Here is a 23,396-nt window from a genome sequence, read left to right on the forward strand (position 1 = left end):
AAATATTTACTGTGAGCATATCTGATTGAAGTTATGCTTACATCTCAAAGGAGGATACCTTATGAAGATTCGAAATCATACTAGAATTTTCAAATTAATCGCTAGTCTATCTGTTATTTTCGCTACTGTAAATTATCCAGTTATCTCTTTTGCCGAAACAGATGATTCTAGTTTAGTCAGTGAAACAAGCAACGCCGATGACATTAATACCGGTATAGCAGACTTAGACTATGATAATGACGAAGTTTTAGCAGTAAGTGGTGATGAGATAGATAGTTTTGTTCCAAAAGAAGGAATCAATCCAAAAGGTAAGTTTATTGTCATCGAACGTAAAAAGAAGTCACTTGCAACTTCTCCAGTCGATATTTCCATTATTGATTCTATGACTAATCGCACTTACCCAGGAGCATTACAACTTGCCAATCAAGCTTTTACAGAAAATAAACCTAGTGTATTACTGGTACCAAGAAAACCTTTGACTATTAGTATTGATTTACCAGGTTTGAAAAAGGAAAATTCAATTACTGTGGATAATCCAACATACGGTAATGTGTCTGGAGCAGTAGATGAGCTTGTATCTAAATGGAGCGATGAGTATTCAGCAACACATACTTTACCTGCGCGATTGCAGTATGCAGAATCAATGGTTTATAGCAAATCTCAAATCGGAAGTGCTCTGAATGTTAACGCTAAATATCTTGATTCTACATTAGGAATTGACTTTAATGCGATTTCTAGTGGAGAGAAAAAAGTGATGGTGGCGGCATATAAACAAATATTTTATACGGTAAGTGCGGAACTGCCTAACGATCCATCAGATCTTTTTGATGATAGTGTTACTTTTAAAGATTTAAAACGCAAAGGGGTAAATGATCAATCCCCACCTGTTATGGTATCAAATGTAGCTTATGGTAGAACCATTTATGTGAAATTAGAAACAACCTCTAAGAGCAAAGACGTAAAAGCAGCATTTAAAGCCTTGCTTCAGAATACTGCCAATGTAGAAACGAGTGCCGAGTACAAGGATATCTATGAAGACAGTTCCTTTACTGCTGTAGTATTAGGCGGAGATTCACAAGAGCATAACAAGGTCGTTACAAAAGACTTTAGTGAAATCCGTAATATCATTAAAGATAATGCGGAATTTAGCCTAAAGAACCCAGCCTATCCAATCTCCTATACAAGTGTTTTCTTAAAAGATAATGCAATTGCTGCCGTTCATAACAATACAGATTATATTGAGACTACAGCTACAGAATATTCGAAAGGTAAAATATCGCTTGGTCACTATGGCTGGTATGTCGCTCAATTTGATGTATCCTGGGATGAAGTTTCCTATGATGAAAATGGTGAAGAAATACTAACACATAAAACGTGGGAAGGCAGCAACCAAGACAGAACAGCTCCTTTCAATACAGTCATTCCTCTGCCACCTAATGCAAAAAATATAAGGATTTTTGCGAAAGAATGTACCGGCCTTGCTTGGGAGTGGTGGAGAACCGTTATTGATGAATACAATGTTCCATTATCTAGTGAAATTAAAGTTGAAATTGGCGGAACGACATTAAACCCAACAGGTGGTATTACATTTAATTAGTTGGGAAAATAAACGGCTGAAATCCTTTTTTCAAGGACTTCAGCCGTTTCTCTTTCCAAAATACGGCTAAAAAACAGGAGATTTGGAAAACTTTGTCGAAATTAGTCATAGTTCTTTATTCCTGCATGCATTTGCAGTCAGAAAGGAGTTCGTAGAATGCAACAACGTACCTCTAGGACAACACTTAATCAACCCAACAAGTCAGCCACCAACCAAGCGAATAGGACGGTAGGTGGTCAAACAAGGCCGGCTGTCTCTCAGGTAAATAGGGCAACAAGCCAAGGAGCGGCTGGGAGTCAAAACAACGGCACGAACAGTCCTAACACTGTTTTGTGCCGCAAATGTAAGTCACCGCAAATTGTAGCCAACAAGAAAGGCTACAGCTTTGTGAACCTGTTTAAAACTCTTGGGTGGATGGCGTTGCTCCCTATCTTATTGCTTATAATAGTGGCATTAATAGGATGGGTATTACTCATGAATAAATCACCATATGATTTGACTGAAATTCTTCTTGCTATTATTATGATAATTTGTCAAATTTCAATCAGTTTATCTATACCTGTCGGCATCCTTGTTGGCTTTGTCGGTAGAAATGAAATCGTAAACGGCTGTATGAATTGCGGCTTCAAATGGTCACCCGCCAAGAAGAAGTAAAATTTGAGAGGGGGGCAATATGCGCTACTGCCCTTTTCCCCCACTACTCCTCCTAAAAAGAAGTCCCTTATCCACAAAATATTTCATTATTTCGAAACGAACAGGGAGGGTAACAGTTGCATCATTTCATTCACATGCGGTGATTCTCCAAACATGAGATGCTTGTTCCAATCTTCCCTGCCAAGTTCCCTATCACCCATTTTGATAAAACACAAACCTCTCCGATAGTAAATATCTTGTTCGTCTGCATCAGAAAACGCTAAGGCCTCTGTATAATCGGAAATGGATAATTGCCACTCCTCCTGTGCTTCATAGACCCATGCACGGTTGTAAAGGACGGTTGCATTTTTCTCTAGTGCAATAGCTTCAGTTAGATCAGCTATGGCCCTGTCATACTCCCCCATCTCATAGTACAGGACAGCCCTATTTGTCCAAGCGGCCATCATTTCCCTATCCTTGTTTAGGGCAGCGGTAAACGTTTTTAGTGCTTGATCATTATTGCCATCCGACATTTCAATTAAACCTAGTGTACACAGGAGCCGCGCATGATCAGGCTCTATTTCTAAACCGAATTCAGCATCTTTTCGGGCCATTTCGAATTTCTCCACTTGATACAATAATGTAGCTCTGTTAAGTAATCCATCAAGATTTTCTGGGTCTATATCAAGCAAGTAGTCATAGTCCGCCATTGCTTTCTCCACATCTCCAAGACGATTGAAGGCAGTAGCTCGATTGAAATAAACCTCTGGAAACGGAGGACTAAGCTTTATCGCTTGGTTATAATCTTCAATGGCTTCATCCAGTCGCCCCATTCGGCTATAAAGGTTTCCACGATCAAAGTAATATTCTGGATAATTGGAATCAATCTGTATCACTTGGCTAAATGTTTCAGCTGCTTCTTCAAACCTTTTTAAAGCTACGTAAATCAGCCCTTTATTATGAAGCAACACCGAGCGATGCAACATATGTTCATCAGGAGCAAGAGCCTGATTTAACCTTTGCCATCCTTCCGTAACCAATCGAAGCGCTTCTTCAGGATTATCCATATGTAACTCTACTAAAGCCAATCCATTTTGGTTAAATACTTGTTGAAATGCACGTTCTTTTTCATCTTCAATCAATTCTGCCAAATCAATGGCTTTTTGTATCCATTCTCTCGCCTTCTCGTGTTCTCGTTCTCGGTGATGCCTCGTATAGTACATCGAAAATCCATATGAAATTTGCATATGAACTCTAAAATCATCAGTGTTTGCGTACACTTCTCCTAAAAGCGTCGGTATATCATCAGTTTCACCCAATGCAGCCAGAGACGTAGCCATTTTCATTGTAAAATACCGGCTATTATCAAATTCGCTGCTCCAATTCGTCAGTTTCCGGCCACGTAGGCTCATATCGATAGTCGCATCGTAAAAACCCATGTTAATGCTATAACTAACTGCTTTAAACAACGCTTCGCTTGCTGATTTCTCAGAAGTACCGCGCTCCAGATGAAACGGAATGGCGCCTAAGTGCAGTGACCACTGCTCTTCTTTTATAAGAGATTCGGCCCGCTCTTCGTGAAGGCTCTGACGAATTTCAATAGGAGTTGCTTCATAGGCCAGCAATTCCTGCTCACAATCTGATGTGCAGTCAGAAAATATGTATCGTTTCGTTAGCTCAAGTCGCTGTTCGTCAGATAGATTTACTATCCCCATTTCTTGTTCGATGTCAGAAAGAATAGTAGTAGGCTCCGTATACGTTTGTAACGACTTTTTCAGGGCTTCATTTTCCGCTATTTCACTTGAACTTACGATCACCTGAATCAGGTCAGACTTCGCACGACGCAGAAGTGTACTTATAAATTCTGCATCAAGTTGATCACAGGCCTGCACATTTTCAAAAACCAGGGTCAATTTTCCCATTCGTTCCCGATTCGCTAATGCCAATAAAAGATCGATCAAACCATTCGACATGCGAAGTGTACGCAATTTCGAATAATAGCGTGTTCTCTCTTTCGGAATAGCAAGAGAGGTAAGTGTTTCTACACTAACAGGAATGACTGCTTTCAGTTCTGGTGCTATGGATAAGATCTCGATGCAGTGTGATAAAATTAGGTCTGGCCATTTCGAATAAGCTTCTGGAATAATCTGGCGCAGAAGGTCACCAGTACCTGTATAGGGTCCTCTAAGATTGCAATGACAATTGCTGACATAACATGTGGAGTATTGCTCTTCGAAGTACTTCTTTTCTCGGTCGCTGCGTCGAGATCCAATCAGCCATTGGTGTGTAATCGATTGTTTCATTTCGACTCATCCCCTCTGTTCCATTGATAAATTCCGAATTTCCCTTTTGTTTCTACGCTCTTTTAGGTATAGATAAAATACAATTCCATACTGGACTCCCGTTATAGACAAGAAAACAACGGAATCCCAGAATTTCATATCTTCTCCTGTAAATATGGAGAGAAAAATATTCGTTAAAAGTTGAATAGCGACCGGAATCATATAGAGCATCATTCCTGTCATCATCATCCAGCCAGTTGCGTAAAAAAAACTGTACCATCTCGCTACCTGATGATCCCGTTCCGTATACTTGGACATATCGACCATCTTGTTCTTTTTTCCAATTAGTCCATACCATATATTTTTCAAATGGGAACGTGTAGCCTCCTGGAGATTTACACACCCCAACATCGTAATCATTAAATAATAGATATCTGTTTGAAGATGAAAATAAAATTGCCAGAAGAAACGCAACAGTGTTGTAAATGCTAGTCCCATACAATATGCAGCTATGATTGTCTTCTCACCTGTATTTATCCAAATTGCACCAGCAACGATCACTAATAAGGAATACCACAAAATATCACCGAACATTCCAACTAAAAATGGAAGAACACGCTTTCGTTTTGGGAATCCCCAAATACCTGGCATGGAAGAAGTGAAGACCAAAAAGTACATTCTTCTGCCTATACTTAGTTCTGACGGGATACCCAGTCTTCGTCCGGCAAGCATGTGCATCCATTCATGAAACAAGATCCCTGGAATCTGACCGATCGTCATGCCAAGAAAAACCACCATGGCGTATTCGGAAAATAAGATGCTTAATCGACCCGGACGAATCTGTGGATATTGGTATAACAACCACAAGGCACAGGTTATGATGGCACCATAAATCAGCCAACCAAGTGGAGAAAAAGCTAGCTTACCCAACCATTGCCCCGATACTTTCTGCGCTTTCGTTTCTTTTTCCTCAATATCACAAATAAATGTCAGGTCACGTAATGTCTGCAAAAAATCATCCATGTCCACTTCATCGTGATAGGTATCTTGATACCAGGAATGCGCTTCGGCAACCCCCATGCCCTCTTGCAGTTTTCGTACAAGTGCTGCTCCATCCTCAGGAAAAACAGCAAACGTATCCGTCCCAAACCGCCCAATCAGGACTCCTTGCTTATCCTCCAGAAATGTTAACGGGTGTAATTGGATCATGCGATTTTCGTTCATGACTTTCCTCCCGGATGTGTCATGCTATCTTCATAATTGAAAAAGAGGGGCAAATGCCCCACTTTTCCATGTTACTGACAAATCTTTATGCCTGCTCACATGTGCAGTCGTACATTGTGTTAGCTACTGAAGTCAATTTTACAGGCTCGGTTTTTTGCACAGTAATTTTTTTCATAATAATGCCTCCGATAAATTGTTATTTATACCATATTCGCGAATGTATGGTATATACTGGTAATGATAGCTTGTAATTTTCTGACTGTCAATAATCTTTTGATTTTTTTGAAAATAAAATATATTTGGAAAAACAAAAGAAAACTAGGGTAGGTAAATTAGGATTAAAAATTATGGTAACTGGGGATGTTTAACCTTTGTTACGAGGCGAGCGTAGGGGAATTAGGTTATATTTTTCAAGCAAATTTTGTCGCAAAAAGGACTCTAGAAAATTTCTCACCGAGCAAACGAGGGTTATATCCGATTAAGAAAAACAAATCATTTCATTCGTCACCCACCCCATATAAAACAACACAGTTTTTAATATTTCGTTAGTAAAATATAAGTCAAATCCCTCTTCAATACGGTTAGAGAAGTATTCTATTTTGTTTTCATCAATAATTAGATCTCTTTTTTTGGTATCAATATTACTTAAACATTGAAAGATCCTTTTTTCAAATTCTTAACTGTGGGCATACTTATCTCAGAAAACTGCTTGTGTGTTAAGTACTGCCCACCTTCAGTGTTACGATGGTAGCTTTCATCTGCCACCAATTTTTCTATTTTTGCGATTCCGTTTATTTTAATGCTTTTCCAATCTCCCACATTACTCCACCCTTTATATCTTAAGAGTCTTATCGCTTCCATTATGAATCCAATTTATTACGAAATAACCCTTCCACATTTAGGAAGGGTCTAGACACCAATGCATCTTGCTTTAATTTTTCCGTACTAACAGTGTACAGTACTCCACATGTGTGGTGTGAGCAAAATAGACAAGCTTCCGATGTGGCAGTATTCGCTAAGTAATATCCTAGATTAGCTCTCGACAGATGCATCCTTTTCGTCTCAGTAGGTATTGTGGATATTTGTGCAGAGAAGATGAATAAAAGCACCTTGGCAATAGTTGTCAAAGTGCTTTTGTTACACAAGAACAAAACATCTGATTTTACCACCCTGGGTCAGTGCCATAGGAAACTACTTGAGAATGGTTTAGAATGTTTTGTACCTCATTTGCTTGAATAGTTAGAGGCACAGCAACTAAGAACACCGTCATAAATATATGCAAGAGAAGCCTGTTCATCACTTTCCCCTCCTAGTTATCTGGATATTATAAGCTGATTATATATTTTTTTGGATATCGTTTATTACGAAATAATCCATCTCTTTCTTGGTACAGCCAACCCCCGTTCGGGACTTACACCCTAGAGCTATCGCCCATGCTGGGCGCACTCAAAACAGCAGACGCCTCTTTTTCAAGAGGCGTCTGCTTGTAGACTGGCTATTTTCAGTCTCCAAATACGTAATTATGGTATTTTAAGTTTTATTATTAATTTTCAGATATCTCATTTATAAATTCTTCTTGTGATTTAAGTTCAAGTTGCTTTAATTTCTTCCCTTGGCTTTCCTCGCTCTCTGCTAAGTCCCAATTACCTTCTGAGTCTTTTAAGAACTGATAAATATGATTGTTACCATCTTGAGACTTAAATACTACAAAAATCTCAGATTTATCATGGTGTAAGTAAATGCCCGGAATAGAATCACCACTTTCGATTTTTTTAGGTTGGTAAATTGATTCATGCAATGCCTTGATAAACTTACCGTACTCATTCATTGATAATGTGGAATTTTCCATTGTAAAATCAAAACGTTGAAAGAGATCATACTCGTCCGTATTTATATTTAATGAATTTTGTATCTCTTCGTAAATGGTTGTTAAATGGTTGGAAATTTCCTTATCTTTATATTCTTGATAGGCAGCTAAATGTTTCATATTGTCATTTTTGATTCCTGGGTGGTCTACCAAATCTACCATTTCATGAAATTCAATGTAATCCAGTTTTTTCTTGTCCCAAATTGCCGCTGATCCTATATTTCTCCATTCAGCTGCATCGACTTCTCTTGAACTTTTCACTTCTACTTCACCACTACTTGATTCATACAATCCAGTATTACTATCATACCACTGTGCATCCTTGGCAAGCTCAGCAGCTAAGTATAATTGTTCGTTACTGCCTTTGCTTCCTTTAATTTTAGCAGTTGTAGTTGCAACTGCTTTATAATATGTTTTAGATCCCTGCCATCCAATTTTTGGGACCGCTTTCACATTTGACCATGCTGCTGATGCACTCAGAGGTATAGATATAGCTAATACGGCAGTGGCAACAAGAGATACTACTGTTTTTTTGTGATTTAACATGTTTACTCTCCTTGAAATAATATTAGTGTATAATACTTCCAATATTCTACACCATTTTCATAATACACTATATTTTGGAAAATAAACGATTGTTTTAGGAAAAAAAGGATATTTTGTCATATTTCTTATACAATAGATCTAATTCTATAGTTTTCACTTCGTTGAAACTATAGATTTTCAATTTGTTTATCACAAAACGAAGGATACTGCCATTAGAAGAGATCAGAGACATTTTCCTCCGCCCGTTGGGCATTTTTTCTGAGGAAAATTACTTCGGATTTATGCGGGTTGTGATGTGCTTTTGGGCATGATTCAAAAGGGGAATTGTTTGTCGGGCTATTGGGTAAAGAAGCTCAAATAATATACTAAAGGAGAAGGATGTCTTCATTTTACGTTGAATGAAAAACTAAAGAATTAATTAGAGAATGAGAAAAAAACTATTTACAAATTACGCAAGGAGGGATAATGGTGTTAAAATCCAGAGAATTCCTATTGTTAATGCTTCTACTAGTTTGTGTGTTCTTGTTAAACGTTGGTTGTGTTCAAACCGATTCTAGGACCCAAGATAACAATAGTTATGAAGAGAAAGCAGTTCAAATTAAAGAGCAAGAAAAACCAGAAGAAGAGACTAATGTCCCTGTTAAACAGAGTAATGATACCCCCCCAAAAATCGATTCAATAAACACAAAGCTAGCTATTGGGCAAGATGCTAATCAAGTAAAAGAGGTGTTTGGAGAAAAATACGAGCAAGTAAATAGTCCTGAAAGGAATATAGTAATATGGAGGTTTGATTTCACTAATAATACAGAATATAAATTCATTCCGAGAGGTACGACACTACAAAAAATGAATGTTGACATTGTTGATCTAGAGGGTTTGAAAAATGGGATGCTCGATGGTCAGCTATTTGTAGAATTTGATAATAACGAAAAGGTTAGTACATTTAGTTATTATTATAAAGGAGAGGGTAACGTTATTAATGTGAAACATGTTTTCGAGGATGGTACTATTAAGGAAGAGACGATATGAAAGAGTCGCAGGATGGGCGAAGGGTTCATCGGGTAGCATGTAGAGGGTCTGTCAAAATTTTCGAGTAAACTCAAACAATTATATATATGAAAAAGTTTCATTCCCTACTTAGGACCTCTTATTGGCAACCAATCGAGTCAGGGGCGTGAGGCGAAGCGCCCCCCTTGACTCGTTCGTGTAGAAGGAGTCAATCCTCTTCGGGGATGAAGCCTTTCTTCCATTTGTTAGATAGCTGCATGTCAATTGACAGTCCTTACTCTCATTGAAGGATGTGATCGTGTGAGTAATCCTTTTGAAGCCCTCATTAGTAAGATCAAGGGGAGTAGGACATCTATAGAAGGAAACGTGCACATTACAAACGAAGAACATAAATTTGTGCTTTACCCATCGAACGAATCTATCACGGACATAAAGTCGCAACTAAAATCGTTTGAGCTGCCAGAGGATTACATCAGCTTTTTAAGCTGCTACAGCAGTGCAGCCCTATTTAAAGATGCAAAGTACAACGCTGGGGGCTACGATGTATTAAGTACCAAACTCGTCATTGAATACTGGAAAGGATATAGTATCGACCATCCGTACTATCCTATCGTTTGGAGCAGCCACTCAGTAGGCTGTGTATGCGTTGATCAGGACAGACTCCACAGCGGGCGCGGATACCTCACATGGATTCAAACGATTGACCCCGACAACTCGATAGACATAGACCTGACGTTTACTGAGTGGTTAGATCAACTCATCGAACACGAGGGCAAGGAATTCTGGATTCCGTTCCATGAGGAGGAAGAGTAAGAAAAAAGGACGCCTTTTATAGTGCGTCCTCAGGATTAATCGGACGACTAATGCATGACTGCCAAAAAGCTGGGACTAAGCTCTCAGCTTTTTTTCTGTAAGTTGGGGGTAATCCCAGCGCCGCTTTTGGCTCTTAGTTAGTACCCCTTATCTTGTTAAGCTAGTATCAGAAGAACAGAGGGGGATTTTTTATGCACCAAAAACGCTATTCACTCGAATTCAAACAATACATGGATAAAACAAACAAGAAGAAACAGGGAGTTTTCATGATCGTCGGGGGAGCTCTTGCAATTGTAGGAGCAGGGTACGGGCTACTGTCAGATGAACAAGTCCAAACGCTCCAAAAGGCTTTTGAGTTAATCTTAACTGCATTCTAAAAGGCGACGCCCTCCTTCGGAATAACTCGAGGAGGGCTTTTTTACGTTATGCGATCAATTTTAGAGTCGCCTTTTCCTTCGCTTCATGTAGTACAACGTTCATACTGAATCAAATTCGAGATTATCTTTCCTGCTCGTAATCCCATTTTCCATTCTTTTCATTATATTTTAGTTTGAAGATCAGAGCCTCACCGTCTTCTCTGTTAAACGAAAAAGAACCTTCTTTTAACTCTTCATCCAGAAGAATAACTGGAATGGTATCCCCTACTTTTGCGTGCTTCTGCATGATCTCGTCCTGAACTTCAATGAAGGCATCCTTCACGTCTACAGAACGTTCATTTTCTATTTTATCCATTAGCGGCGCTCTTTTGGTGAATTCGTTATAAATCCACTCTTTTCCATTTTCGTCAGTCAAAGTTTTCATGGCTACCAAATCATCGGACTTTGCTTCGATCCCTAAGGAATTAAGCGTTTTCATTTGATTTCCTTTTTCGTACTGCTCAACATCTTCACTTGCGTATAGACTGCTCCCTGCGAAAATTGCACCAGCTAAAACAAGACCCGAAATTGCTATACTGCGTTTTTTCATAACCTCAAATACCTCCTACATGCTTTAATTTGGATATTCTCTCTCAGACGTTTCCGTCACTTTATCACCTATCTTGTTGTAGGCATAATGGGACGATGTGATTTTGGCTTTCATTAATGCTTTAACATTAGCTTCGTAATCAATTGATGCATAATCTGTACCATTATCGTAGTCTTGATGCTTGAGATTTCCATTCACGTAGAAATAAGAGTAGACTCTTACTTTAGCGAGGTCACTTCCTTCTCCCTCAGTATAAGCCCATAAATAAGCAGAAGTGTCGGTCACATCATGAATATTGGATTTGTACAGAGCAATCCCGTAGTCATCGCCGCTTAATGTAGTGTTACTGTCACCATTCGCAGCAAAACTTATTGAAGTCGATAAAGCGAGAGTGAATAGGGCTGTTGAAAGAGCTGTAATGCGAGCAAGTGCTTTTTTCATACTAACCTCCAAATACATTTCTATATTATACTAATTTTACCAAATTTCAAAATGGGTAGAATATACCTATTTTGTATATATTGATCGTAGATAGATTTGTAGTTTCTTCTGTAACACCTTAGTTTCTAATTTTTAGCATCATTTTTGATTGAATTGCTAGAATGTATTGATCCAATTGCTGACTTAATTCCACGACTTCATCATCCAACAAATCATTCTTTGCTAAAAACATTTGCACAAGTTGTTCCCGCAATTGTTCCACAATGTTCTTTAAATGATCTATTTCCTGATAAGTTCCTCCTTCCCGATCTAAGAGTAGCGTGGTACATTTACTTATAGGAGCTTTAACTGCTCCTCCTGCGGGCGTTCCTTTAACCTGGTAATGGGGAGGAACGCCCTTTTCATATGCAGTAGCTCCTATGGGATTCACCTCCTTTTTTGACATTTTTGCACATTAATTTATGTACATTTATAACTATATACCAACATTCAGTAAACGGACCTTTGAAAAATTTTGAATGATAAAAAACACCCTTTCGGGTGTTTTTCTACAGCTTAGCCTCCTGCACCATGGGTATACTTAATAATTACGTGATGACCGTTTCGTACCTCTTGATGATCTGGTACAACCATTCCGTGAGATAGTCCGAATAGGACAGTAAGTAGCAGTAACATATTTCGCATTACTTTTTTCTCCCTTCCAAAATGTTTTGAAAATCATTTATCTGCTGATCAGAAGCACTATGTCGATATTTCCAGAACATAGCAACACAGCTTTGGAACTTTTCTTGCTCCTTCATCCTGCTCGCTAAAGCAAGGCAGCGTAGTGTTTCTGCAATACCTTCAGCAATTCGCCCCTTATGAAGCTGATATATCGCTATATGATACCGAAAATGAAGATGACGGGTAAGACTAAAAGGATCTTCATAGTCTTGAAAGCAAGCGATATCCTTAGAAAAACGCTCCACAACGTCATCTACAGATAGTCCGAATCTATTGGCCGTCTCCATAATGGTAAACATACCCGCCAAAATTTCTGGTGGGTTATTGGCTAGATGATTTACATACTCAGAAAGTAGTTCTGTACGCCCCATTAATAGATTCAACGTGTAGTGATTCGCTTTTGCCCACCCTCGAAACTTTTCAATTTCCATTTCAGCAAGTTCATCACGGAATTTAAACCATCCCAGTTCCGCATATTCTTGAACACAACTGATCGCTTCTTCATATCGCTCTTGTAATTGTAATGCGAGTCCTTTTAGTAAGAATCCTTGTCCATAATAAACAACGAGATGGCGTTCTGTTTCAAGTATTCCGCCCACACCATCAATTTCCCATCTTTGTACTTCCTCATTGTAGATTATAGTTGCTAACTCTCTTAACTCATCTGCATATCGTTCTACCTCCTTCCAATTGTGGAGTGTAAAGCAGACGTTTGCTAACTGTAGCAGCGCGTCTAATTGATGATTTTCTGGCAGCCTCTTTCGATAAGGATTAAAACGGATGACTGCTTCCCATTTTTTCTCTGAATCAGTTCCTCCCTGTGCCGCACGAAAAAGTCGATACTGAGACATTACAAAACGATCACCATGGCTGTCTTTTTCAGCTTCAATTACAAGCTGGTAAAACGGGATTGACTCCTCTCGTTTCCCAGTTGTAAAAAGCTTCTCTGCCACCGAAAACAGAATGGACAGGTTTTTCTGATTTTCCAAGAGGTTAGGGACAATTAACTCGATGCAATCTTGTCTGCCAATTTCTGCGCATCGAACCAGATAGGGAATAACTCGTGAACGAGACACTCTTCCCTCGACGAAGCATTCCGTTACATACAGCTCATACAACCATCCAAGAGCCTGTTTAAAAGCTACCGCAAGCGCGTCTAGATGACCAATCGTCATAGCCCGAGAAGGAGTTCGATTCAAGATGTCGCTCAGTACTCCCTGATTAATACCCGTTATCTCGCCAAGTTTAGTCAGTGTGTAACCACGTTCTTTTAGGTGATGTTCAATTTCCGAACGTAATGATCGTTGAACTATTTTGCCTTCCTGCATATTAAACCTACTCCTCCTTAGCAATAACAAAAGAAACATCAAGCTTCCTATATTTTACAGAAGGAGTGCTTGTATGTAAATATTTGGAAGGAAGAGCTATTGTCCTGCATGATTTGTCCATATAGAGTACACCTTGTATCATGATGATGTCACTGACTGGTGGAGAAGTTATCGAAGAAATTAATGTAAAATTGGGCTGTCATTCAATTGAAAGTGCCTATTCTCATTGAAGGATGTGATCCTGTGAGTAATCCTTTTGAAGCCCTCATTAGTAAGATCAGGGGAAGTAAGACAAGTGTAGACGGGAACGTGCATATCAAAAACGAGGAATATCAATTTACATTCTATTTCTCGAACGAGTCTATCACAGGCACAAAGGAGAAATTAAAATCGTTTGAGTTACCAAAGGATTACGTCAGTTTTTTAAGCCACTACAAAAGTGCAACACTATTTAAGAGCGCCAAGCATAACTCTGGGGGTTATGATGTGCTAAGTACCGAACTCGTCATTGGGTACTGGAAAGGCTACAGCATCGACCATCCTTACTATCCTATCGTTTGGAGTGATATCTCAAATAGCTGTATATGTGTGGATCAAGACAGAATACATAGTGGCAAAGGTTACCTCACATGGGTTGGATCGATACTACCAGACGATACTATCGACATAGACCTCACGTTCACAGAGTTGCTGGAACAACTTATTGAGCATGAGGGAATTGAGTTTTGGGATCGACCTATTGAGGAGGAAGAGTAAGAAAAAAAGGGGCTGTCTAAAAAGTCCCTAAAAAAGTAAAGAAGGTGGGGAAAAGCGTTTCGTTTTCCTCACCTTCCTTTTTGGTTTTGAGGAAAGTGGGTAGACGGATACCCGCCACTTTCAACAGGTTATGTACTAATGCCACAATCCCAAACTCAACATGCACTTTGTCGAGCCCTCGAAGAGAAAATCGGCGGCCGTTTCGTAGTGAGTGCCGAATGGCCGTGTGAGTGTCAATCAAAATGTTGACCTCCGATCTTGGTACCTATATTTTTCGCTCAAAAATTGCTGACAGTCTAACCACCAAATACAACATCTCTGTCACACTAGCAATACTAAATGACATTTGACTGACAAATACTTGATCATAGACGGAGTAAAGCAAAAAGAAAACAAGGAGATCATCGAGGAAGTTATTCAAAGTCATGTGAAAGAGATATTCATCTTCGCTTAATAGCAGAAAGCTTACTTCCAACAACGCAATAGTTGTTTTTGCTCGCGGCGAAAGCATCCTACTCAGAGATTTCATGCTCAATCAATTATGTTTACGAGCATTTTACAAGGCATGCCAAACAAAAGCGACTACTTCGCTAAAGCTATCGCTACATATAGAAGTGGCGGAAAACCAGACATTTCAATATAGACGAATAATGGAAATGGCGATGGAGATCAAGTAGGGTCAAGGAGATCTTTCTCTTGTTAAAAGTACGTCCTTATTCTCGCAAGCTGAGCAAATATCTCAGGAGGAGCGGAGTTGATAAAAAAGCTGTTCTATGCGAATAAAGCAAACCAAAACAACTCCGCCTGATTTGAACAAATTGTGTTCAGCGGCGGAGTTTCATTTATGTTACTTCGTTTATTAACCGACACCCAATGCCTTAAATACCGCATCAGTCGGATCCGAATAAAATACAGGCTGAACCTTAATAAGCAAATCGGCAGGAACTGTCTGAAAGTCTACTACGGAAGCTGCAGGTATTAGCACTTTCTTCGCCCCTGCGTCCACACAAACCTGGAGCGTATTGGCGAACTCCTCTATCTTGGCAATCGTCCCGCCAACAGTCATACTTCCAAGTACCACCATGCTCTCTTGTACAGGTCTTTCCAATGCTCCAGAACATAATCCTATCAACTCTGCAATGGCAAGTTCGTTTGTCAATCCTATCCCCTGCAAATCACTAATATGCATGAGATAGTCCTTCGTTTTGGTGCTAATCGAGCCACTGATGCTTTTACTGTTCGAAGTAAAGTATCGGAATGCCGTGTCTAAGCTCTCCTTTGCTCCTCGATGAGATCCAACGCCCGACTTCTCAAACTTACCCGTTCCCGATACAACTTGGTTTTCCAGCTTGTATACTCCGATCATACCAGAGTCACCATGACCTACCGTATACACATGCCCTGGCTTTCCAAGTCCTTCTGGGATTAGTTTGCCGCCGCCCTGCTCTGGAACAGGTACATATTCTTCATTCAACGTTTCTTTGTCGATGTATGAGAAATGAACATCGTAAAATTCCATGCCCCCGATTTTCTTGAGTTGCTCTTTTACCCGTCTTCTTCCCTCAAGAGCGTATTTCAGAATTTCCTCAATATCTTCTCGAGTATACTCACCATTTGGATACAGGAGCTTTACCAACCCTGACACCGTTTTGCGTACAGATATCACGTCACGCTGATTCAAATTATTACCCAGTTTAAAATACCGATCAAGAGCATCAGCAAACGAACGCTTCCTCATCTCCCTGAAGTATTCGGCCATGTAATCCACAATGAAGCCATACTTATCGGTAAAGAAGTCTGGACGCATTTTCGGTACTTCCCAGCCTGGTAGGTAGTAGTGCATCCGATCAAAGAATGCCGAATCGTTCGCCATTGCTTCAGGGAATGGTGCAAACAGGTGGGAAGTCTTAATCAACGAATCGAGGCTTTGATTTATGTTACCAACGAAAACCATGGACGCGGAAGCCGCCTTCTCTTCCCTTCCCCTCGCAAAAGACCCTGATGCCATGTAATCCTTCATGATCTGCACGCCATCTTTATCCTTAAACGTTATTCCAGCCACCTCATCGAAGGCCACTGTGTCCCATAACCCTACAAGCCCGACCTTTTTCGTGGACATATTATAGAACAGATTGGCTACAGTCGATTGTCCGCCTGACACCAGGATAGAGTTAGGTGAGATCTCTTTATATACATGGGATTTTCCTGTTCCTCTTGGACCCAATTCACACATGTTATAGTTATTCTCGACAAGTGGTACGAGCCTGAGAAGTAGATGCCATTTTACTCTATTCTCAAGCTGTGTCGGTTCCATACCTGTCGAGCGAATGAGTACATCGATCCATTCCTCTTTCGTAAAGCTTCTTCTGCCTTCGAATACCTCGTTAAGATCCATATTCGGCATTTGAATAGGCTTTAGGCTACTGATACTAAACGGATTACTGTTCTTCACCTCTTCATCGAAGAAATAGTCCATCTTGAGCATACACCAGATACCACCTGCCAAGAGCTTGTCGTACTCTTTAACATAGGTTGGAGAAATAGGAACTCCTTTTAGACCCAAATTCGAGAACTCTGACACATAGGAGTCTATTTTTTCATTGAGTGTTACAGAAATCTTATCGATAACGGAATACTGACCCAGTTCCCGAATTCTCGACTTGACCTTCTCTGCTTCATCAGGTCTTACAAAGTTCTCGGATAGGATCTTCTTTACACGTTCGATCCCTTCACGGATGTTATCCTCATCGTCTGTTGCCGCATACATCCCAAGCAGATATTCAAGAACATAAACAGGGACATTTGCTCCTTCTTTCATCAGCTTTGTCAGGTCTTTTCGAACGACTCTGCCCGAAAAAACATCATTCAGCTTGCGATCTAAATCGAATGATTGTTCTCCACCTATTGTCTCCATCCGAATTCCTCCCCTCCTCTAAAAATCAAAATCGCTTACAATACCTAAATTGATTGTAAATGGCGTTCTCTCCACGATTACATTTGTTTCAACATCTCTCGTAATGAGATAGTAGTTATTGTTCTTGTCATATGGAATCGACTTCAATGCAAAACGAAGCTTAAATGTCCGTTCATCTGGCTTATCCGAAGTGCGGTCACAAATCAGCATTTCTTCATTACTAATCACGCCATCCGCATCATCCACCATGTAGATTTTCACTGTCCGTGGAACTCTCTTGTCCTCCACCTTCTCAGTCTGGAAGAATGTAAGGGTGAACAGGCTGTTTGTTATTTTTCTCGTCGTGTTGGTAAGCTTTACATCTACCTTCTCGATTTCACGACTGTTCTTCTGTCCACTGCGAATATTTTTAAATTGAATGAGCGGTACGACAATTTCTTGAAGGCTGGCTCCACCGTGAACAAAGTTCGCTCCTGCTCCTTGAATTTTAAAACGGATTGCTGCTTTCGGAACGTATGTCGTGATCTGATGCTCATTCTTGATCAGGGTATCCATATTAATATCGAGAAGACCGCTTCGCCCCCTCTTTTCCTGTGAAAGTAGGTGTCGCCGCTTGATCTCAAAGGCTTGAATACCTTCTTTCTCGATCTTATCACTCTCTTCTAATAACTCACGTTGATAAACGAAGCCATGATCGGCAGTAATGAATATGTTCGTACCGCTCAAATCATCCTTAATGATCTTGACGATATCGTATAATTCATCGATTGCTCTTTCCACCGCTGAAAATGTATAGATCTCGGTAGAAGCCTTATCTCCTGTCGCATCAATGCTATCGTGATAAATATAAATCAGCTTCATACCTTTGAACGTTTCTCTGCGACCAGCCTTATTCATATTTTTCAGCTCTTGAAAGTGAACTGCTGTGCTATCGGCTACTGTCGCTTGTAGAAGGTCGATCCGATTGTCTATTCCACTTGAGGATTGGCCGTTAACCAACACTTTACCGTTTAGATCAATGTCCAAGGTCTTATGCGGTAGAAGCGATGCCATTCCTAACTTCGTAACGGAAGGAACTACTCCCAACAACGGCTGGATATCACAAGCTCCTGTCGTTTCTGAATTAAGCTTGTCCGCCAGTTCCGCCGCTATTTCATAACGAAGAGCATCAGAAATAATTACAAATACCCTATCACCATTATAAATTTTAGGAGCAACAAAGCTCCTATAGAAATCCTTTTGGTTTTGGATACCTGGAAGTACCCAGCTTGATTTCATCTCATCTTGCACAGCTACGGACCAGTGCGAATTTAATTCGCCCATGTACCAGTTGGTATACAAGTTTTCAACCATCACCTTGAGTTTCTTCAAAATTTCACTGTTGGAATCATTATCATAAGCAACATAGAACTTCCTATAGTACGTGTCCATTTGGTGATAATCGTTCACATAAGCTCGATACATATCCACAGCTTGTGCTTTCGGGATACCCAGGTTGTATCTTTTGTAGAACTCGAACATCTTAACGGTGTAGTACAGAGCTTCATATATGTATTGATACTGCTCATAATAATGTTTCGCTCTACGCAGGTTAATCAACCTCGTATACGCTTCATAATCCTCCAACCGTTCTTCCAGACTGTTTGCGATATAGATAATGATGGCTTTGTCGAAATAGGGGAAGGTATCCGCCGTTTTGAATTCCTCTACACGAAACTTGTTCACAATATCTGATAACTTGATTTCTTTCTCGGCAATTTCAGCATACTGATCGAACACTTGGTAATCTGTTTTATGATGCATCCAGTGATCGATAAACACCAATGAATTAGACCTGTTTCGAGTGGCAATATAGTTCTTAATGAGTGAGAGATGTTCCTCGTTAACCGCATGGCTTAATGCAGAGATACTCAAATGAATAAACAGCGTCTTGAGTGATTTGTGACTTTGCTCATAACCATACCGCTCAGCCACCGCATTCCAAAACACTTCTGATCCCACAAACTTCGTGATCAGATCCAGATATTTGTTTTGGCTGTCATCGAGCGTATCCATCAGAACAACTTTCAAGACATCCTCGAAATCAGGGCTTTTGAGATTAGACAAAGCACTCATTATGACCAACTCAATGGTTTCCTCTGTAAAGGTCGAAACCTCAAATGCCTTAAATTTCCGAAGACGTTCCTTACTGCCAAAGAACTTCTCGTATTTCTTTACAACACTTCGTAAAGAAGGGTCAATATTCAACTCATTCATAATGAGGGATAACCTATCAGCATAGAAGGTCTTCGAGTAAAGAATCGTATCCAACAGCCAATTGTCTTCCATGTTCATATCTAAGTTAGAGTAGATCAAGTAATTTGAAGTTGGATCTTTTTCTTCGAGTAGTACCTTCGTATAGAAGCTGTTACCTTCAGTCAATAAATGTACCTTGACATTCTCTATGGAAATTTCCTGGATGTATTCAGCAAACTCATGGTCTTTATCGAACCAGAAGACAATTTTACGTTGTTCACGTTCATTAAGTGGTTGAAGAAAAGCATCCTTCAGTGCTTTTATAACTTCATCCATATTCACGATTTATCAACACCTTTTTCATCAGGCTCAAAATAAGGGGATATACCAAGATTAACTGGTATATCCCCATTGTACCCAATTTATTTAATTGGAGCGAGTAAGCCTTCGAATTTCGCATAGTTAACAGTAACACCATTATCCAGATCAATTCCGATCTGCATATCTGCCAAGTGATGGAGTTTTTCATCATATGCTTGTAGTTCTTGAATCTTCAAGTCCAAAAACTTCAGCTCCTTCTTAGCGTTGCTTATTTCCTTTGTAGTTCCATCTCCTTCGATAATATCGATAAGAGATTTTCTCTCTGAGTCTAAGCGAATCTGTAGCTCATGTAGATAGTCCGTTCTTATTCTCGACAGAGTTGATCGGTCGTAGCGATGCATGTAAATCAAGCAGTTAAATGCCTTCTGCTTTCCAGAGGTGAACATCCAATATATCGGCTTCTTTTTGTATGTTTGCAAATGATCTTTGAAGAAGTCATTAAGCAAGTATCTCCTTAATGTTTCTTTAGCTATTTCTCCATCTTTCTTCCCAAGAGAATCCGCTATATACTCAAGATTTTCCGCTAAAGTTTCTTCTCCCAAGGTAACTTTAACAAATTCTATGAATTTGGATACTATATCTTCTTCAAAATAAGCACCTGATAGGATGGGGAGAATGTTGTCTTTATCCACAGCAAATGTTTTATATCTCTCTAGATCAAACTTTCCTCCCGTAAAGATAAGTCCATCTTCATCTAATGAGTATCTTCCAAACATACAACCAACGCCATAAGAAATAAAGGATTTAATGTCCCTTAAATTATCCGCCTTGCGGATTGCAATATCCTTGTCCTCAACCGTTGGTTTTAACTCATCCTGTAAATTATAAATTTCAATAAATATACGATTTAATTGTTCTTCGTTGGCTTTAAGTTGTGCAAACTGTCTTTCGGCGAACTCCTGCCATTTTTTATAACTATCCTCAAGTAATTCTCCACTCAGCTTTCTCTCCCCATTATGCATTTTGTCTCTTAATTTCTGTGAGTACAGAAGTGGATGCGATACAAAGTCCCATGAGGTTTCAAATGTATCCCAGTCATTTTGGGATAATTTTATATTTTCACTAACAATTTCATTTACTTTCATTGCAAACTCTTTTGCATATATAACTGGTATACCTCCTACTGTACCAGCACCATAATTAAGAGTAGGATTTAGCATTTGCAGTAAATTTTCTGCAACAGGTGTGTTAAGAAAGCCAAGAAGGTAATATCTATATTCATCATTAATAAACATTGATGAACCTGCAGAATCAAACAGAGCTCCATAGTCAGAAAATCGAAAACTTAATTTGCTGGTAGTCAAAGCACTCCAAGTAATGCTATCAGAAAAATATTTATCTTCACTTCTTATTTCTTTAGTATAGCTACCTCCATTATACCTTTTTATGACTGCATTCTTAATTTCTACCCCATCATCAAACCAGTTAATGACAAACTCTTTGTTCCCATACCACCGCCTGAAGCTACCTCCCTTGTTCAATGGAAACCATTTTTGAGCTTTTGATTTTGCACTATTGGCATCTTTATAACCTATTCCTAAATTGGAAAAAGCAATTTCATGCCATAATCTTAAAAACCTCTCGTTATCTGTTGTTGCTAATCCTTTTCTTGGGTCTGCTATTTCTCTTAAAGATTCCCCTATTTTAAATGCACGTATTATATAATCACTAACCCAATATACAATGGGACTTCCTAAAATTTTATTGAAGTTGTCTTGTGCAAAAGAATAGCGGTAAGGAACAGTCGGATTTTGAACAGCTTTTAGTGTTTTCTCTTTCTTATCATTTGACGTTTTTTCATTAATCAGTCGTAAATAAATTCCCCTGACATTTTGCACATAGACGTTTCTTAATACAAATGCTGTAGACTGAACAACTTCTCCCCCTATTTCCTCAAAGGCTCTTGGACCCAAGTGCAACATTGAATCTATTAATTTGTTACAGATCAATTTTTTCCTTAATTTTTCAAAGCTTGACAAAAACATCCAAGAATGTTGATTAATACTTGCATAAAAACCAGAGTTTTTAATGTAATGATCAATCTCCATAAAAGATGCAAATAAATCTCCTTTTGAATCAGGGTAATGTTTATTCAAAAAGGAGGCCAACACTGCGTTCATATTTTTTGAACCCATGTAAGGTGGATTGGTAACGAGAACATCATATTGATTTTTCATTATGTAGGCCTGTTTGATTAGTTGTGATAGAAGAATTAAGGATTTTTCTCTCGTTCCCATCATAAACAAGTCGCTAACTGGATTTGCCTTAATGATTTCCAATCTATTTTCTAATAACTCACGAGGATATATATCCACTTTAATAAGAGAACCAATTGTTTTAGCCTCTCTAAATTGCTCAAAAAACTCTTTCATTTGTTCGAAATTTTCTCCAACACTCTCTCCAGCAATGTAGGCAATATCTTGATCGGTTAGGATATTTGATTCTTGAATTGAAGCTAAATTCAGCGATAATCCTTCATTTTCAATAATTCTAAAGAAACGTTTGTTGTATTCCATTGCCTTCATGACAATTGAAAAACATGCCAATTGATATGCTCGGTCATCAATGTCGAGTCCATAAAGGTTGTTTTCGATGATAAGTTTTGGTATTTCACGGTCCATATACCCACATCGACTATAAATTTCGTACAGCACGTCAAACATATATACAAGAATATGTCCGCTTCCCATTGCAGGATCAAAGCACTTAATATCTTCTACACTCAGTTCCTTATTAAAATATTGATCCAGTTTCTCTTCAAAATCATGATTCCGGTCTTCAAGATAGAATTCCCAATTACCTATCAAAACTTTATGTTCAGCATGTGATTCAATCCAGTAACGCCCAAGAGAGTTTTGCACCATATATCGGACAATCCAATCAGGTGTGAAGAGTTGAGTCGCATAAGGGATTTCTTCAGCTTTAAACTTCTTCTTCTCTCTAAAAACCCTATCCTTTTCTTCAGAAATGTAATACTGATAAAGCCACCCTATTATCTCAGCCTGTTTCCAATTGGATTCTGGGATGATTGTTACATCGGTCATTTCACGAAGAAAAGACTCCTTAGCCAATAATCCTTCTGGAAACAGAATTTCTTTGTAGTCATCGATAGTTTCAAACATAAATGGAAGATATTTATTCAAGCTGTTGCATTGCTTAATGACTAAATACTTGAAAAGTTCTTCTGTTTTATTGTTTAATTTCAATTCATATACCAGTTCTTTATCGATATCCAAGTCTACTGACAATGCCTCTTTGATAATATCGGGTTCAGGATTGTCGGCATTACTCGATGACAATACTCTTACTTTTGTAGGAAGATAGTTATTTACCTCCATGAATCTTAAAGCAGTAAAGCGGTTAAACCATGTATATACTACTTCTTCTACAACTTGCTTATATCCTATTTCCTTTATTCGAGAAACAAGCTTATCCCGTTGCTTCCTTTCAGTAACAGATAGCTGTTTACCATCAATATAGATCGCATCTGAGCCTTCAATCTGAGCTTTCTTGATGCTCTCTTCAGTAATCCCTATTTTAAAAGCTTTTGCTTTGACCTTCTCAATTAGCTCTTTACGAGCATTGATCGCAAAATTTTTCAAGGCTGTCTTATTCATGCGTGCTGTTCACCAACCCGTAATGGAATTTGATTAATGTGATAGCCAGAGTGCCGTGGCCAAAG

Annotated in this window: 18 protein-coding genes; 6 read left to right on the forward strand and 12 right to left on the reverse strand. The window is 39.1% G+C overall.

Annotation, left to right across the window (positions count from 1 at the left end; genetic code table 11):
- Window positions 1-61 precede the first annotated feature (61 nt).
- Together ACFVS2_RS19725 and ACFVS2_RS19730 are read left to right on the forward strand one after the other, a co-directional pair.
- On the forward strand, window positions 62-1,597 hold the full coding sequence (locus tag ACFVS2_RS19725; RefSeq protein WP_390236793.1) for a thiol-activated cytolysin family protein: 1,536 nt from the start codon (window positions 62-64) through the stop codon (window positions 1,595-1,597).
- 156 nt (window positions 1,598-1,753) lie between these two features.
- A complete protein-coding gene (locus tag ACFVS2_RS19730; RefSeq protein WP_390236795.1) occupies window positions 1,754-2,251 on the forward strand; it encodes a hypothetical protein in 498 nt (165 codons plus the stop codon).
- 86 nt (window positions 2,252-2,337) lie between these two features.
- Here the strand turns inward: ACFVS2_RS19730 and ACFVS2_RS19735 are convergent, their stop codons facing one another.
- The 4 genes from ACFVS2_RS19735 to ACFVS2_RS19750 all read right to left on the reverse strand — a co-directional run bounded on the left by ACFVS2_RS19735 (window position 2,338) and on the right by ACFVS2_RS19750 (window position 8,149).
- Window positions 2,338-4,533 carry a tetratricopeptide repeat protein gene (locus tag ACFVS2_RS19735; RefSeq protein ID WP_390236797.1) on the reverse strand — a complete coding sequence of 732 codons (2,196 nt, stop codon included), beginning with the start codon at window positions 4,531-4,533 and terminating at the stop codon, window positions 2,338-2,340.
- 6 nt (window positions 4,534-4,539) lie between these two features.
- Window positions 4,540-5,736 carry a hypothetical protein gene (locus tag ACFVS2_RS19740; RefSeq protein WP_390236799.1) on the reverse strand — a complete coding sequence of 399 codons (1,197 nt, stop codon included), beginning with the start codon at window positions 5,734-5,736 and terminating at the stop codon, window positions 4,540-4,542.
- Window positions 5,737-6,381: 645 nt separating this feature from the next.
- Window positions 6,382-6,555, reverse strand: a complete 174-nt coding sequence (locus tag ACFVS2_RS19745) for a hypothetical protein (protein ID WP_173622640.1) — start codon at window positions 6,553-6,555, stop codon at window positions 6,382-6,384.
- Between the two features lie 724 nt (window positions 6,556-7,279).
- Complete coding sequence (locus tag ACFVS2_RS19750) at window positions 7,280-8,149, reverse strand: hypothetical protein (protein ID WP_390236801.1); 870 nt, start codon at window positions 8,147-8,149, stop codon at window positions 7,280-7,282.
- 468 nt (window positions 8,150-8,617) lie between these two features.
- On the opposite strand from ACFVS2_RS19750, the gene ACFVS2_RS19755 reads away from it, so the two are divergent.
- The 3 genes from ACFVS2_RS19755 (at window position 8,618) to ACFVS2_RS19765 (ending at window position 10,347) form a co-directional block, all read left to right on the forward strand.
- The gene (locus tag ACFVS2_RS19755) at window positions 8,618-9,178 is read left to right on the forward strand and encodes a hypothetical protein (protein ID WP_390236803.1); all 561 of its coding nucleotides are present in this window, start codon (window positions 8,618-8,620) and stop codon (window positions 9,176-9,178) included.
- Between the two features lie 279 nt (window positions 9,179-9,457).
- The gene (locus ACFVS2_RS19760) at window positions 9,458-9,970 is read left to right on the forward strand and encodes an SMI1/KNR4 family protein (RefSeq protein ID WP_390236805.1); all 513 of its coding nucleotides are present in this window, start codon (window positions 9,458-9,460) and stop codon (window positions 9,968-9,970) included.
- 191 nt (window positions 9,971-10,161) lie between these two features.
- Window positions 10,162-10,347, forward strand: a complete 186-nt coding sequence (locus tag ACFVS2_RS19765; protein ID WP_390236806.1) for a hypothetical protein — start codon at window positions 10,162-10,164, stop codon at window positions 10,345-10,347.
- A gap of 121 nt (window positions 10,348-10,468) precedes the next feature.
- Here ACFVS2_RS19765 and ACFVS2_RS19770 read toward each other — a convergent pair whose 3' ends face one another.
- The 5 genes from ACFVS2_RS19770 to ACFVS2_RS19790 all read right to left on the reverse strand — a co-directional run bounded on the left by ACFVS2_RS19770 (window position 10,469) and on the right by ACFVS2_RS19790 (window position 13,428).
- Window positions 10,469-10,936: a hypothetical protein gene (locus ACFVS2_RS19770; protein ID WP_390236807.1), complete on the reverse strand. Its 468-nt coding sequence runs from the start codon at window positions 10,934-10,936 to the stop codon at window positions 10,469-10,471.
- 24 nt (window positions 10,937-10,960) lie between these two features.
- Complete coding sequence (locus ACFVS2_RS19775) at window positions 10,961-11,377, reverse strand: hypothetical protein (protein WP_390236808.1); 417 nt, start codon at window positions 11,375-11,377, stop codon at window positions 10,961-10,963.
- 118 nt (window positions 11,378-11,495) lie between these two features.
- Window positions 11,496-11,822 carry a Spo0E family sporulation regulatory protein-aspartic acid phosphatase gene (locus ACFVS2_RS19780; protein WP_390236809.1) on the reverse strand — a complete coding sequence of 109 codons (327 nt, stop codon included), beginning with the start codon at window positions 11,820-11,822 and terminating at the stop codon, window positions 11,496-11,498.
- 110 nt (window positions 11,823-11,932) lie between these two features.
- Complete coding sequence (locus ACFVS2_RS19785; RefSeq protein WP_390236811.1) at window positions 11,933-12,061, reverse strand: hypothetical protein; 129 nt, start codon at window positions 12,059-12,061, stop codon at window positions 11,933-11,935.
- A complete protein-coding gene (locus tag ACFVS2_RS19790; RefSeq protein WP_390236813.1) occupies window positions 12,061-13,428 on the reverse strand; it encodes a helix-turn-helix domain-containing protein in 1,368 nt (455 codons plus the stop codon). The genes ACFVS2_RS19785 and ACFVS2_RS19790 overlap by 1 nt, the downstream gene beginning before the upstream one ends.
- Before the next feature lie 243 nt (window positions 13,429-13,671).
- Here ACFVS2_RS19790 and ACFVS2_RS19795 point away from each other — a divergent pair, with 243 nt between their 5' ends.
- Window positions 13,672-14,184 carry an SMI1/KNR4 family protein gene (locus ACFVS2_RS19795; RefSeq protein WP_390236814.1) on the forward strand — a complete coding sequence of 171 codons (513 nt, stop codon included), beginning with the start codon at window positions 13,672-13,674 and terminating at the stop codon, window positions 14,182-14,184.
- A gap of 859 nt (window positions 14,185-15,043) precedes the next feature.
- On the opposite strand, the gene brxL is transcribed toward ACFVS2_RS19795, so the two are convergent.
- The 3 genes from brxL to pglX form a co-directional block, all read right to left on the reverse strand.
- Window positions 15,044-17,098 carry a protease Lon-related BREX system protein BrxL gene (gene brxL / locus ACFVS2_RS19800; RefSeq protein ID WP_390236816.1) on the reverse strand — a complete coding sequence of 685 codons (2,055 nt, stop codon included), beginning with the start codon at window positions 17,096-17,098 and terminating at the stop codon, window positions 15,044-15,046.
- A gap of 18 nt (window positions 17,099-17,116) precedes the next feature.
- Window positions 17,117-19,669 carry a BREX-1 system phosphatase PglZ type A gene (pglZ, locus tag ACFVS2_RS19805; protein WP_390236908.1) on the reverse strand — a complete coding sequence of 851 codons (2,553 nt, stop codon included), beginning with the start codon at window positions 19,667-19,669 and terminating at the stop codon, window positions 17,117-17,119.
- An 86-nt stretch (window positions 19,670-19,755) separates the two neighbouring features.
- Window positions 19,756-23,331 (reverse strand): BREX-1 system adenine-specific DNA-methyltransferase PglX, encoded by a 3,576-nt coding sequence (gene pglX / locus ACFVS2_RS19810; protein ID WP_390236818.1) that lies wholly within the window; start codon window positions 23,329-23,331, stop codon window positions 19,756-19,758.
- Window positions 23,332-23,396: the final 65 nt, after the last annotated feature.

Origin of the sequence: Brevibacillus sp. NPDC058079 (genome assembly GCF_042885155.1) — a bacterium.
In the GTDB taxonomy this organism is placed as follows: domain Bacteria; phylum Bacillota; class Bacilli; order Brevibacillales; family Brevibacillaceae; genus Brevibacillus.